12 protein-coding genes are annotated in these 13688 nt (G+C 55.0%); all 12 read right to left on the minus strand.

Annotated features, from left to right (window positions below):
* Positions 1-455, minus strand: a 455-nt coding sequence (locus B2W52_RS04110; protein WP_286801470.1) for a hypothetical protein, incomplete at its 3' end; no start/stop codon positions are given.
* A complete protein-coding gene (locus B2W52_RS04115; RefSeq protein ID WP_039882122.1) occupies positions 421-1476 on the minus strand; it encodes a type IV toxin-antitoxin system AbiEi family antitoxin in 1056 nt (351 codons plus the stop codon). The genes B2W52_RS04115 and B2W52_RS04110, both read right to left, overlap by 35 nt.
* A gap of 164 nt (positions 1477-1640) precedes the next feature.
* Positions 1641-2906, minus strand: coding sequence for a glycerophosphodiester phosphodiesterase family protein (locus B2W52_RS04120; RefSeq protein WP_008175750.1), 1266 nt, complete (start codon positions 2904-2906; stop codon positions 1641-1643).
* A gap of 100 nt (positions 2907-3006) precedes the next feature.
* Positions 3007-3264, minus strand: a complete 258-nt coding sequence (locus B2W52_RS04125) for an HP1242/YdcH family protein (RefSeq protein ID WP_008175748.1) — start codon at positions 3262-3264, stop codon at positions 3007-3009.
* A gap of 115 nt (positions 3265-3379) precedes the next feature.
* Positions 3380-4234 carry a DNA ligase gene (locus tag B2W52_RS04130; protein ID WP_008175746.1) on the minus strand — a complete coding sequence of 285 codons (855 nt, stop codon included), beginning with the start codon at positions 4232-4234 and terminating at the stop codon, positions 3380-3382.
* A gap of 77 nt (positions 4235-4311) precedes the next feature.
* The gene (locus B2W52_RS04135; RefSeq protein WP_227497864.1) at positions 4312-4761 is read right to left on the minus strand and encodes a DUF4124 domain-containing protein; all 450 of its coding nucleotides are present in this window, start codon (positions 4759-4761) and stop codon (positions 4312-4314) included.
* A gap of 20 nt (positions 4762-4781) precedes the next feature.
* Positions 4782-5657 carry a hypothetical protein gene (locus B2W52_RS04140; RefSeq protein ID WP_008175742.1) on the minus strand — a complete coding sequence of 292 codons (876 nt, stop codon included), beginning with the start codon at positions 5655-5657 and terminating at the stop codon, positions 4782-4784.
* Entirely contained in the window at positions 5632-5802 is a 171-nt protein-coding gene (locus tag B2W52_RS04145; protein ID WP_286801479.1) for a hypothetical protein, read from the minus strand. Before B2W52_RS04145 ends, B2W52_RS04140 begins: the two co-directional genes overlap by 26 nt.
* 433 nt (positions 5803-6235) lie before the next feature.
* A complete protein-coding gene (locus B2W52_RS04150; RefSeq protein ID WP_273068788.1) occupies positions 6236-8506 on the minus strand; it encodes a toxin VasX in 2271 nt (756 codons plus the stop codon).
* Positions 8499-9365 carry a DUF4123 domain-containing protein gene (locus tag B2W52_RS04155; RefSeq protein ID WP_008175739.1) on the minus strand — a complete coding sequence of 289 codons (867 nt, stop codon included), beginning with the start codon at positions 9363-9365 and terminating at the stop codon, positions 8499-8501. The genes B2W52_RS04150 and B2W52_RS04155 overlap by 8 nt, the downstream gene beginning before the upstream one ends.
* Positions 9365-11443: a type VI secretion system Vgr family protein gene (locus B2W52_RS04160; protein WP_008175737.1), complete on the minus strand. Its 2079-nt coding sequence runs from the start codon at positions 11441-11443 to the stop codon at positions 9365-9367. The genes B2W52_RS04155 and B2W52_RS04160 overlap by 1 nt, the downstream gene beginning before the upstream one ends.
* A gap of 117 nt (positions 11444-11560) precedes the next feature.
* The coding region (gene tssM, locus B2W52_RS04165) for a type VI secretion system membrane subunit TssM (RefSeq protein ID WP_286801483.1) at positions 11561-13688 on the minus strand (2128 nt) is incomplete at its 5' end.

Genomic DNA, 13688 nt, shown 5'->3' on the forward strand with positions numbered 1-13688 from the left:
TCTGACTCTGACTCTGACTCTGCTGCTATCATCAACCAGTCGGCGTTATTCAGGGCATCCTGAAAACCGACCACGCTCATTTGCACTTCGCCAGAAGGCGGCCATTGAATAACTGAATCGTCACTTTCAACAGCTCCAAAAGGAAGAATGTCGATGGGTGCGCCGTTCGGGCCGTGCAAACGATGAGGGAGATCGGTTTTGGTATAACCTTTGCCAATCAAACTATCGCGGATGCGTTCAAAATCAGCCCAATCCGGGACCTGAACGGCAAGATCGATATCCATTGTTGCCCGTTGAATGGGTGCTCCATAGGCGTGATGCATTACCAGATCACGGGCGGAGGCGCCGACAATGATGAATGGCACATCCTGATCCACGGCGACACACTTGATGGCTCCGTAGGTCTTCAATTGAGTCGGATCAATATTCTTGGAATCGATCTTTAATCTGGGCATAAAGCCGCTCCGCTGCTTCCAGGTTACGCGAGTCGCCGGTCATCAGGAGGTCAGCATAGACAAGAATATCTGGGGCAATCCCAGGAGTTTGGTTTACGTTGAGTGAATCAGCGAGCCAGAATTTCTCGTTGATCTGCAATGTCTCGGACGTATTGGGTGAATTGCCCGGGCTTTTACGAAGCCTATATTCCATCACCAAGCTTTTCAGCTTTTCTCGGGGCAGATAAATAGTCCCCTGGGCAGGCGACAGATAGTTGCCCAGCCGAGAGACGGCAACTTCCCCGCCCCAACACCCACCCAGAAGCTCCGGCCGGATTTTCTTCCACGGCATCGCAGAGGTTGCCTGAAATAGCCCCATGTCCAACTCGGGTAGCAGTTTTTCCGGGTAGGACTCGGCCCAGCGATCAAGCAGCCCCATAGGGTTCTCAAGTGACCTTGCGCCCTTCTTTCCATGTTCTCGAACATAGCCCTTGTCTTTCAGGTCATTCAGAACCCAGCCGATGGCTCCGAGGGAAACACCGCTGACTTCTGCCATTTTTCGATAAGTTTCACCGACCAGATGAGGGTCCATTAGAAAACTGAAAATCAGCTTTAAACCAGATGAATTAAAGGCTCGGGAGGTTTTCCTTGCTGATGCATGAACCGGCCTTTTGCGATTACCTTTTACGAAGATGAAGAATGTCTTTTCGTTCAGATAAGCATTGCCGGCGGCGTCAATGAACTGTGCGCCGGCTTCTCGAAGGCGGTCTGCCATATTCGGGTTTACGTAATCAGCGACCAGCAATGCGGGCGGCGGCATTCGCCGTAGCTGAGCGACAATAGTGCCTATATTCGCCTGCTGCGCCCAGCGCTTCAGCTCAACGCTGTACTGGATGCCCGTATCGCCCAGTTCAAGAATGAGGCCATCAGAGCAGGGCATCACTTCACTCTCGACAGTAGGGTGTAAGTCTAAACCTGTCTCTTGATGGAACGCGCGGATTGCCTGGCTTAGAAATGCGCGCTCGTTGATTGATGGTTTCATAGCCTCTCCAACATTATGTTCACAAAATAGCACTGTTCATTAATAATGAACAAGACTTTTAAGTGAACAAGAGCTCAGGAGCGCTATTGTCTGTCCTCCGGAGAAACAGGCCATAGATTCACATTCTCTCCGGGGGGCCAACTTGGCGATGCGCCGTCCCTACCTCAATGCTTAGACAACCCCATACAATTGGCATAGAAGGTCGTTGTCGCCGGCCAATCCGAGAAAACCCCAATCACACCTACCTCACGGGCCAGAACATCGATCACGGTGAGCACGTCGCCGTCGTTGTTAATGGCATCGGTCACCGTCTGGTAATACCAGCCGCCGCCCTTTTCCAGCGGACCGCTGCGCTCAACGGTCCAGGCAATCAGGTCCAGGCCGGCTTCGCGCGCATTCTCCGCGTACCGGGACGGAACGATTTGCCTCTGGCTGTCCAGAGTCAGCAGCTTCCAGAGCGCCGGCGCCAGAATGTTCACACCCCTACTTTTAAGGTAAGCCATATAGGTTGCGGACGCGTTCACAAGGGTAGACTCAGATTGGTCGAGGAAGACTGCTTGCCGACCAAATTCCGGCATCTCGTCTACCCAGAAAAGAACGTCCTTCAAATTGAAGGACTGGGGCCAGACGTCTTCCGGCTGCACACCGGCATCGATGTAATCCTGGATCATTTGGCGGGCATAGTCTTGCTGGCTGTAATCCCCCTCAAAGGGCATAGCAACCACCGGTGATTTCAATTCCGGAGTGAACTTCGCGCCCAGAGCCCTGAACAACTCGATGCTCTCCTGATGAGTCATCAAGGTGCCCCGGCTGGAGTAGAGATCAGTGCGCCAGTCTGCGGTGCCAGCCAGGTATTCCTCCGGCGTGGTTGCCATTGGGTTGTGGGCATCCATCTTGCCCTCCAGTGACTTGAACTCGGCCAGAGTGATATCGCTGGTGCGACACTCGGCCTGTGCCGGCGTGCCCGTGGCAGGATCGGCGGGCACAAAAGGCTGGGTACACTTGGCGTTCAATGCAGGGACGGCAACGATATTGGTGGTGGTATGAAGGTCGTCCTGGGCATGTCGGCAAACCAGTTCCCGATCCCTGGTGAAGGCGACATCACATTCCAGAATACCCGCACCCATGCGCGCTGCCGCAATGTAGGATTCACGGGTATGTTCGGGAAACTGCAGGGGCGCGCCACGATGGCCGATGGAGAAATCCGTTTTCTCAACAGTGTCGGTATTGCAGGCTTGCAGGCGCTCTTTGAGCGGACTGTCGTCCATTGCACCAACCAGCCAGAAAGGCCGTGGTCCCAGATGGACCGAGGGCTCCGACTGTTCAGGCGCCAGCGCAATTGATTGCGGGGAGAGCTCTTCAACGGTCGCCGCTTGTACCAGGGAAAGTACCGAGCACAGCACCAGCCCCGAAAGGATCCGTAACATCATAACCTCCTCCTTGTGAGACCGATGATACCCTATCAACAGTCTCCCCAAGGAGGATTACGGCCAATTGACAGCCGATGCTGGATTATCTGGCAGGTTGCCCTCAGCTAGCCGCCGAAGCCTCATACTCGCGAATCATGGCAAACAACTGGTCCTTCAGATTCAGCCGCTTCTTTTTGAGGTTTTCCAGATACTCATCGGAGGTGTTTTCAGCGCCCGTTTCAACGCGATGAACGGCATGGTCCACTTCATGATATTCGTCAAACAGCTTGGCGAAGTGAGTGCTGTTGGTTTTCAAAAGATGAATGGCTTCTTTGGATTCCGGCAGTTCGTGAATCAGATCGTGTTTTTCGAGGGACATTCGCGCAGTCTCCATGACTGTGGGGGATGAGATGTATTTGACTCATTCCAGTGTATGGCTAGCTGCGCTTGCCAGTCTTGACCCCCGTCAAGCGCCAGTGAGCCTGTGCGCTCAATTACCGCGCAGGTTCATCATTCCGGATACGGAGAAAGCTGGCAAAGCGAGGCAGCCCCGTGGCTGTGAGGCCATAGTGCTTGAATGTGATCGTGGTTCCGGGTCTCGGAGGAGACGCTCGCTCGGAATCGCTGAACCCCGTACCAATCCGGAATCGCCTGCCATCGTCCAACTCCACCAGCAGTGACCCCATCAGCCCCTCGTATTTGCCCTTTCCCGGCAGATGATGAACAACCACCGCTTCGGCATCCTGATACTGTTTTACTTTCAGTAGATCATCGGAGCGCCCACTTCGGTAATGACTGGACCCCAGCTTCAACATCAAACCCTCTGCGCCGCCGTCGACGATCTTATCCAAACGCTGCATCAGTTTCTCATGGGTGCTCGCCCGTTGCTGATCGACAAGCGCCATGTAGGGTGATTCAACCTCTTGGATTAATACACGCAGCCGGGCCAAACGTTGGTCGAAGGTTGCCTCCTTATCCGGAAGATCAAACACCATGAACCGAATCCGCCGCCAATCGTTGTCATCGGGCACCACCTGACGCACCGCCCCTGACAATTCCGCAAAACGGCCCCGCCCCATCCAGAGCTCACCGTCCAGGGGACGTGCCGGAAACCCTCTGGTGAACCAACCGGGTGCCCGATACTCATGACCGCCACGGGAAAGAAATCGCTCGCCAGTCCAGTATGCTCGCACCCCGTCGAGCTTTTCACTGAACCAGTAGCCGTCCAGCGGCATGCCCTTTTGATACACGTTGGCGAGTGTCAGCTCGGGCTGTTTCGCTACCGCCACGGGGGAAAACAGAAGGGAAATCAGCACCGGCAGCGCGGCGCTGAACAATCGAAACGGCATGGCAATTCCTTTGCTCTCAGTTGCTTTTTCCTACAGAGGTCAGACTTTCCTTTCCGCCCCTGGTCAGCATCCGCGTATTAGTCGTTTCCGCAGGTGCTCCTCACCTTTTCCCGGAAATCCTCACGAATACGGGTATTCTCGGCCTCATTGACATAAATCCGCTCGCCCTGATCGTTGATGTTGTAGAAGGTCGAAACGCTGGCAAGAAACTTGAGGCGCGCCCGAAGCTTTCTGCACAGCTCGGCTTGCTTCTCCGCCTTCTCCTCGGCTTTGGCATTGGCAGCCTGCCGCGTCTCACGCTCTTCCTGCTGCTGCTCCAGAAACTCGGTCATCTTCTGATGCCGCTCCCGGGCTCCCGCATCCACGCTGGCCGGGGCGGCCTTTACCGTAACTTCACTTGATGCTGCCTGAGCTGGTGGACGGTCCCCGAAATGGGTCTGACCGTTGGCATCGACCCATTTGTAGACGCCGGCGTTTGTGGAGAGGGGAATAAGGCAGAGGAGCATTAGAGCGATTTTTACAGACACCGCGAATTCCTTTTCAATGGCTAGTAGTAATTGGCTTTACCGAAAATGGCTTCAATTTCCTTCGGCCATTTGTATTTAAAGGGGGTAAAATTCCACCAAATAATACTCGGAACAAATAAAATGACCCCCAAACACTCAACAATTTTGATCCCAATTGATTTCTTTTTCAGATCCTCTTTATAGAAATCGTAATTAACCCAGGCAAGATTATCGAAGTCCTCTCTAGTGGTTCCTTCATCATAATACCTGACAATAAAATTCCATTTCTGGTAAATACGTTCTTCTTTAAAACCGGAAGATATTTTTTTCCGCTGCAGGGGCATCTTTGGGGGCTTTCCACAAAAGTAATGCTTTTCCCGCATAAAAAGGTGGGCGTAGTACTGTCGTTCCCATACAACCCCGGAGCCTAAATATTGCCAGTTGTAAGAAAAGGTCACTTCCAATTCGTCCCAAGGAATCCGGTAGAACGTCCCTCTATGCCCTACGTAAACAAATCCTTCCTTTCGGTCGATCCGGACGGGCAACGTGAGGGGAAGAAAAATTTCGAACACATAGACGGCCACCCAGACTGGCCCAAAAGCAATCAACATCGCAAACAGTGCTTTTGAATAAAAAAAGCTAATAACCCAACCCAATACCATAACAATAATCATGAAAATATTGATGATTGCTGGCAAGCCTGAGCGAAGAGACATTAAGGCAGTGCGAATGTCCACGAAACGTTCACCGATGCAGGCAAAACTGTGCTCCATCTTTTCCGACGAATCGGACACCCCCCTCACTTTTCGTGCCGGCGGACTAGCAAGCCGCGCTCCGTGGGTTCGGTACAGCTTCTTTTCCAGTTGTTGTTCCAGGTTCGTGTCCGGAAAATCACACTTCAAAGGCAAGTCTTTCATCGATACCCAGTTCCTCTACATCGTTGTTATCCAGAATGACTCTAAGCCCGTTTTCACCCGTTACGCTCCTGCCGTCTTTCTCATACTCGATCAGCATTTCGAGCTGTTCCCAATTGTCGTGATTGTAGTGCGTGAACCGATACATTAAGCCCTGCGAAGTGGAGTCTATCCTCGCTGTTCTATTAAACAGATCTGTGATTTCCCTCGACTCGTTCTCCACTAACCAGTTTCTATTAGCCACGAAAAGCTTGATGGAGACAGCGCAGTTACCTTCAATGTAACCTGGAAAATACACGATGAGACTGGTGAATTCTGATAGAACTCGCTGCTCACCCTGTTGGGTTACCGCCCAATGCTTGGGCATGTACTCAGTTATCTTTACCAGGGGGGAGAACAGCAAATAGTAGAATCCATCCAGTTCCGCTTCGAAATATCGCCTGACATCGACACCCTCACCCTGAGAAACAATGGTTCGGCTATCTTCCAGAAGCTCTGCGCTTGATGGCCTGGATTGCTCATCCCAGTACCGCAATGTAGGCGCGTTACCCCAGAATGACAGTGAAATGAAATCCTCGATCCTAGATCCTAGATCGGGCTATATATAGCTGTACCATACTGATGACGAAAGAGATCGCGACCAGTACTGAACCCACCACAAGCACAACGGGTAAACCCGCCCCGGTAACGGCGCCCGCTACTGCCAAAGACGCCAGGTAAGTGATGCCGATACTCAGCCCAATCTGGACCCCGGATAGCGACGCCATTGCGTAATGGCCTGTGTTCAGAGCCTTGTGGCTCGTCCAGCCTTCCAGACCTATTGACAGTATGACACCGACGTAAGGAAGGGGCTTTAGGCTGATTCTCGCAAGACTCACCGTAATATCTGCGACCTTGCTAACAAACCTTAGCCCATTAAAAGCCACCGAAACCCTGGCACCAGCCGCAGAGAGACTTGCCCCCAAGGCTCTGGCATATTCCTCCTTGACTAATACTCCACTGAGATTAACAACGCCCTCGCCGACGCTCCATAGGCCGGACAAAACAGCCCCCCACCGGTCAATAGCTGTCCTATCGCCAATCATCACGTCCTTCCGAGTCTTATCCAACCCAGAAAACAGGTTTGCCAGATTAATCGCGTGGAAGAAAGTCACGGCGCCGATGAACTTGCCCCTATTCTGCTTGATGCTTTCAACTACCGGGTCCAGACGGGTATGAAGCCAGCCAAAGGGGTTGTCCTTGAAGTCCGGGGTCAGGTGGAATACGTCGATCAGTGCCCTGTTCAGGTAGGCCCTGATACGTGCATCCGCCATTCCGGCGGCCAGGGGTGTCATTGCAAGTTCTGAGAGATTATGGCCGGCCCCTTCCAATGATTTACGGTGGACCTCGTGGAGCAAGTCGGCCGCGGTATTCAATGTTATTCCGTGTCGGTGGACATCAATGCCATAACGTCGCTGGACGGCCCTGGTCCACTTTCTCCACTGCGGCCAAGTTTGAGGGTCTTTCGCCCAGGTGCCCATCTTGGCAGCGGGAGCGGCAAATTCCAGCATCAGAGTATCGGTGGCGGTGCTCACCTGCACATAGGCAGGCATATCGAAGATACTATCCACGATCTTTAGGCTGCCATAGTCAAAGCCGGGCAGGCCTTTCAGTTTTTCGGTCATGCCGTTGGTAGCAGATGCGAGGAACAGGACGGTTTTTAACATGTTCCCAACCGTACCCGCGTCGCCCTCATCAGCAGCTAACCAATTTTCAGAGTCTTCCTTACCTTTCTCCGAACTGACGTAGCCATCCAATATATCTGCCAGTTCCTGCTCAACCGCCTTGAACCCTTCGGCGCAGTAACAGTCGTTGAGCTCCAGCTTCCTGGCCAGTTGGTCAGAATCAATCCATCGCTTCCAATCATCGAATACCAATGTTCGAGCGTGGTCATACTTTTCAAGCTGCTTGTGGTAGCTTTCGACGAATGCGTCTTTTTCCTCTGAACGAACTCGTTCTTTAAGTTCCTCAGCAGTTTCCTGCTGGTCCTCAGGCGATTCCTTTTTGCCAGCCTCACGGGCAATGAGCGCATCTACCATCTGGGCGGTTGTATAGGCGTATGCGTTCTCCTCGGCATAGTTCGTAATCAGATTCACATAAAGAGCATGCAATTGACTCAAATCAGATGTGATACCGATTTCGTCTTCAAGAGCAACGCAGTAAGAAAATTCAGTTTCTTTTTTGCATTGGCCCTGCAAATCCGATTCACCGATTCCATGCATTAAGGTGGTCAGACTCCATTCAAAATCCAACGGTTCTGATCGAAAATCTTCAACCACCTCGCTTATCGCTTCAGTTTCACTGATATTAACGGCCTCACCTCTTCCAGGTAGGCTTCGCAAGTCGAACGGCTGCATGTGCTCTTCGCGAATTTCCGCATCCGTGCGTACAAGTTCCTGCAAACGGGAAGTCCATCGATGCTGCACAAACTTAAGAAAAACTTTTCCTTCCGCAGGGTGATGTAAGGCGGGCAAAGCGCTTTCTGCGTCCACAGCGGAAAAAAGAACCGAGTTGAACCCCGGCTGCACTTCTGTCAACTCGCCTTGTTCGTCAACACGATACTCATGCAGCGTTCCGAATACTTCGGAGAACATATACACCCAACCGGGCGTTAGTTTTCGTACACAGTAATGCGTGGTTTCAAGCGCAACGGTGGGCGGTCGGAAGTGAGGGGGCAGCGCTACTTCTTCCTGACTGATCGCCCAACGTACCGGATACAACGCAACGGTTTTGAACTGGAGCGGGCACATCTGTGCCGCTGAGTCTATGTCATCAGCACCCTGTATAAACGCTGAGCTGTTAGCGCTACCCATGAACCAGTCCCTCCGTTGACTTTTTCTCGGCGAATTCTGCAATTCGCGCTATGGCTTTGCCTGGCGCTGCGGAATTCTCTTTCCACAGAAGCTGTACTTCACTGTCGTCGAATGCCTGGTGTCCAAGCCAGCCAATCGTATTGATAAACAGCGCAATATCTCGGGTACTACAGAGTCCCCGCGCTTTCGCCGCATCGACTAAAGCAGAGACCATCCCCCAATCCTTCCCATCTGTATCCGTTTTGTGAAGCAAATGGGGAAAGTAGTTTGCAACGTGAAGTTCGAGTTTCCTGAGGGCCGTCCGTTCCGCCGCTCTTTCCATGGCAACCTGGTGTTCCTCACGAATGCTTAACCTCTCAGCCTGCCGCTCACTACTGGGCTGATCATTATGAAAATACTCCCACTCACCAGTGCGGCGATCCTGAATGGCAAACAGACTACAAGGCCCCATCAATCGCCTCACATTTTCACCTGACGAATCCAGCTTCAACAGGTGCCGCGCGATTTCAGGATCATAAAACCGGAAAACAACCTCATCTCCCGTGACCAACCTCGCCATAAGCAATCCACGCAAGTGTTGCATGACCTCTTCGAAGTGGCAGTCAGCCCGCAATACGATGGCAACACCCTGATGTTTCCAATCATTGAAGCATTTAAGTGTCAGCGAGCTATCTATTCCCGTTTCAACCAGCCACGGTGAAACTTCCAATAGGTCGGCAAGCTCCGTTTGCCTGTAGAGCGCATCACAATGAGGTGTTTCGATCTCACGATAAATAACTTGGGGCAGATTATTTACTTTGGCGCCATCAATAAGAATGAACGTCTTCCCCTCACCGGGAAGTCCAGCCAGATGCCCCATCAGATCGCACCTTGTGATTCTGGTGAGCAGACCTGGCAAATTCCCTTACCCTGATTCGCGGCATTCTTGATGGCGCGCATCTGGTCGGACTTGGCCATCGGTCTTTGCTGTGTCTCCGGCAGGGCCACCGGCGCAACAGCCCCCCCATTCTTCTCCACCAACCCCGGCATCTCCGGCACCTGAACCTTCTGCCCACTCCCCTTACCCGGCGAACCTCCGGCATTCAGCTTGATGGCAGCGCCACCCATAGCCACACCGCTGGGGTCGATCTTCACGAAACTGCCACCGGCCTTGAGGGTGATTTCCGCACCGGCTTCAATAACGGTTTTCTGGCCGGCCTTGATGTGCAGTTCGGTGCCACAGTCGGTTAGCCAAGCCGTGCCGGCTTTCAGGTGCAACGTACCAGTGACGTTGAAACTACGGTCTTTGCCGGTTTTCTCCCGTTTTTCACCGTTCACCGTGGCGTGGTCACTGCCTTTGATGTGGGCCTTGCGGTCGTTGCCCACGGTCAGGTGGCGATCGTTCCTGATGACTTCAGTGCGGTTGTTCTCCGTGATCAGGGCCAGTTCTTTCTGGGCGTGAACGTAGATCTGTTCTTCGCCGGCTTCGTCTTCAAACCGAAGCTCGTTACTGCCCTCGCCCTTGTGGGTTTTGGTTTTCAGGGTGGTGCGGGTTTTGTGTTCCGGCAGCGAATACGGCGGTGTGTTGGTGGCGTGCCAAGTCCGGCCGGTGATGATCGGCTGGTCCGGATCGCCGTCCAGGAAGGAAACGATCACTTCATGGCCGATCCTCGGCAGTGCGGTGAATCCATACTGGCCGCCGGCCCACTCCTGGCTAACCCGAAGCAAGGCACTGCTGTGTTCATTGTTGGCCCCATAACGATCCCAGGGAAAACGCACTTTCACCCGGCCATATTGGTCGCAATGGATTTCTTCGCCTTCCGGGCCGGTAACCACCGCCATCTGGGGCCCATCCATCAGGGGTTTGTGTTCACACAGCGCCCGCCAGCTCCGGTCTGCAGGAATGGCGTTAAAGTGGTTGCCATAGCGCGTCGGTTCGCTGCCACCCTCTTCTTCCAGGGCCTGTGGTTGTGAGCCGGTGTGGGTGACCGCCGTGAGCAGCCAGTCGTGGTTCATGGCTTCATTGTCGTGGTCGGTTAGCGGCACCCTGGCACCAGCTGCGAAATCCGGGCGATTGCTCTCGCCAAAGGCTGTGCTGGCGTCGCTGCGCAGTGCCGCAAGCCTGGCTTCAGTGAACGGCCGACCACTGGCGTCCTGCTTGAATCGGCCAGGGTAGTCGTAGTGCTGGTAGTCCACCCGGTGGAGGATCTGGTCGCCAGCTTGTTCATGCATCAGGGCGTAAGCCGGGTTTTTGAAGGTGTAATCCTTCATGGCGACCGATGCGGGGCGTACTCGCTCCCGGTACGCAAACCGGAACACACAGGGCGTTCGGGCACTCCCTCCTGCTTTTCCGTTGTATGGGGCAGCCTCAAGCCTGGGCGAATCGCGATGATGATCGGCAAAAATCAGTGCAGGTGGCTCCTGGCCATCAAGGCCGCCATGCTGGTAGCGATAGTGCCAGCCTTCCTCCGCAGCCAGACGTTCAACAAAGGCCAGATCACTTTCCCGGTGCTGGACGCAGTATTCCCGCTCCTCGGGGCCGCGTTTAAGATCAAAAACGGTATCGACGATCCCCCGCTCCTCCAGCAGGGTACGCACAATCTCATCCGTGCCCCGGTTCTGGAAAATACGGCTGTTGTGCATCAGCGCCAGGCGCCAGAGCGGTGGCCGGAAAACCAGTTCGTAGCGGGTACGCCGATGGCCGGAATCGCCGCGGGCAAATTCGCTGACCACGCCGGTAAAGCGACGCAGCGGCATCCCGTCCTGCCAGACCACCAGATCCACCGGTTGCTCCAGCACATTCGAGGCGCCAACAGACGGATCGGTACTGGCCAGGTCAAGGCGTCCCTGGAACAGCTCGGACAGCCGTTCTGTCAGTGCAAAACCAACAACGGAAAAGTGGTCAGAGGAGTATTCGCCAATGGTGGCGGTGAATTGCAGTCCGCTTGCCTGGGGCATGTCTTCGGTCCCTGAAGAAAAAAGAAAATCCGGGCTTTCGCACCATCCTGTGCGAAGGCTCAACCCTGATGAAAGCGTCCTGCTCTCATCAGGGCGGCCCTGGTATGCTGAAAGAGTTTAATACAAGCTGCGGGGTATGCGGTACCCCGCAAGTAGTTGCTCTGTGAACGGGTTGGTATTGCTGGCCGCGTGGAGGCGATAACGCATCTCCCCGTCGTCAACCCGGAACCGGACATCGACCGCGCTGCTGCTCACGCCGGTAATGTCGGCTTTATCGAGCAGTCGGAACAGAGCCCATGGGCCGCTTTCCGAGAGGCTGCGGGGTGAACGGTTCACCTGAACCGGCACCAGGGTAATACGGCTCTCAACAGAGTCCCGCAGGGTATTAGGCCAGACCAGCGGAATGCTCTGGCGCGGGCCATGGCTGAACTCCACCAGTTGGCCATCCACATTCACCACGCTGCGGCGCTTGTTGGCTGAGAGATTGAGCGGTTCCAGCGCGAACTCCACATCCAGCGAACCACCCCGGGTAAAGTAGGCCCTGCGGATTCGATCGGCATTTTCCAATGACGTCAGTACCGCACCGCGCACCAGGCCGGCACGTCGGGCATCGCCCACCTGTTTCGGGTGATCCTCGAGGAACAGTTTCAGGTTGTCCTGATAGAAGGCGTCCAATACGCCGCCCGGGGCAAAAAACCGTTCAAAGTCCTGCAGTGCAACATCCCGCCCGGAGTCCGGATTAAACGGATAGTGGCGGGCCAGATTCTGCTGGAAGGGCTGATACACCTCGCGATACCACTCACGCTCCAACTGCGCCACCGCCTGGTCCAGAACCACTCGCCAGCTTTCCGTGGCCAACCGGGTCAGCAGCCGGTTCAGGGGCTCCGGCTGGTTGTCGGCCATGCGCTGCAAGGTGAAGATCGGGTCGGCGCCCTGCAGGCCCATGCGGGCCCGGGCAGCGGCCAGCGCAGCCTTGCCCTTGTCTGGCGCTTCCTGGATGTTGCGCATGTACTCGTGAAGTTCCCTGACCACCAGCATGATCTGTTCAAGCCCGGTTGGCTGATCGCCATTTTCACGGGTCAACTGGTTGAGCTCCGCAAACTGCCGTTCAATATCCTGCAGCATGCGGAAATGAGGCGACTGCTCCAGAAGCTCCCGGGCTGCGGCACTCTCCCCTTCCGCCGAAGGCACAAGACGCGTGTTATGGCGAACCTGCCGGAGCAGACTTGCCAGGGGCTCGTGGCCGCTGGTCAGGCTCTCCAGAATACGTACGCCGTGGTTCAGGTCCTCAAACCGCTGAATATCGATGCGGCTCAAGGCAGTACGCCAGGCCTCGGCATAGTGCTCGGCATAGAGGGTCTGCAAACTGGCCAGCAGTCTGGCTTCATCCGCCTTGCTGAAGTCAACGTTGTCCCGGCGGCCCAGCACCCAGGCGTCCACCAGAGCCAGCTCCGTTACCGAGCCGGACTTGCGCAGGAACCATTTTTCCAGTCCCTCCCGGGTCAGCAACGCGGGGATGGTCAATGGGTCTTCTTCCACCGCTGCCCCCGAGTCCGACGGCTCGCCATAACCATCCACCCGGGTGAACACCGTGCTGAATGCCGGCCCGGATGCCCGGGCCAGTTCCAACGGTGCCCGGAATTCCTGTTCTGCTTCAATTTCCAGATCCCGATAGACCCGGTCTGGCGTGGCAATCCGACCAAGCTCATGTTGTGCCCACTCGACACTGCTACGAAACGGCGCCAGGGTCATATCGGCAACCGCATCGCCCTGGCGAGTGAGCTGTGCCAGATCGGTATGCGCCATGGCATAGTCCAGATGACCCAGTAGCCGCTGCTGCAGTTCACTCTGGCCGGGGAACGCCTCCTGCCAGTGGCTCTGCATGTAGCGGGTCACAATATCGTCCCGACGACCACTGGCGTCATACAGCATGCGCAATACCCGCAGATGCTCCAGGCGCTCAGTGCTATTGTCTGGCGCCTGGCCCATCTCGGCCATCACACCGAACATCAGGGCTGGCAAATACTGGTATGCCAGCATATCCAGGTAGGATTTCTCCACTTCAGGGCCCACCTCATGGCCACGGTACAGGCCCATATCGCTGAGCAGCGGCCAGTTCCGGCGGTGGTCGCCAAAGGCCAGGGTCGCCTCACGAAGTTCATCCAGCGGGCCGAGCAGGTTCCGGCCGGTATTGTCCGGCTCAAAACCCACCGGCTGCCAGTTATCGATAAAGCCCTGCACACGG

The organism is Marinobacter sp. UBA2498, from assembly GCF_002341575.1.
In the GTDB taxonomy this organism is placed as follows: Bacteria; Pseudomonadota; Gammaproteobacteria; order Pseudomonadales; family Oleiphilaceae; genus Marinobacter; species Marinobacter manganoxydans.

Coding starts and splice junctions, on each gene's coding strand:
- B2W52_RS04115 (WP_039882122.1), bottom strand. CDS start 1,476: ATGAAACCATCAATCAACGAGCGCGCATTTCTAAGCCAGGCAATCCGC.
- B2W52_RS04120 (WP_008175750.1), bottom strand. CDS start 2,906: ATGATGTTACGGATCCTTTCGGGGCTGGTGCTGTGCTCGGTACTTTCC.
- B2W52_RS04125 (WP_008175748.1), bottom strand. CDS start 3,264: ATGTCCCTCGAAAAACACGATCTGATTCACGAACTGCCGGAATCCAAA.
- B2W52_RS04130 (WP_008175746.1), bottom strand. CDS start 4,234: ATGCCGTTTCGATTGTTCAGCGCCGCGCTGCCGGTGCTGATTTCCCTT.
- B2W52_RS04140 (WP_008175742.1), bottom strand. CDS start 5,657: ATGAAAGACTTGCCTTTGAAGTGTGATTTTCCGGACACGAACCTGGAA.
- B2W52_RS04145 (WP_286801479.1), bottom strand. CDS start 5,802: ATGTATCGGTTCACGCACTACAATCACGACAATTGGGAACAGCTCGAA.
- B2W52_RS04150 (WP_273068788.1), bottom strand. CDS start 8,506: ATGGGTAGCGCTAACAGCTCAGCGTTTATACAGGGTGCTGATGACATA.
- B2W52_RS04155 (WP_008175739.1), bottom strand. CDS start 9,365: ATGGGGCATCTGGCTGGACTTCCCGGTGAGGGGAAGACGTTCATTCTT.
- B2W52_RS04160 (WP_008175737.1), bottom strand. CDS start 11,443: ATGCCCCAGGCAAGCGGACTGCAATTCACCGCCACCATTGGCGAATAC.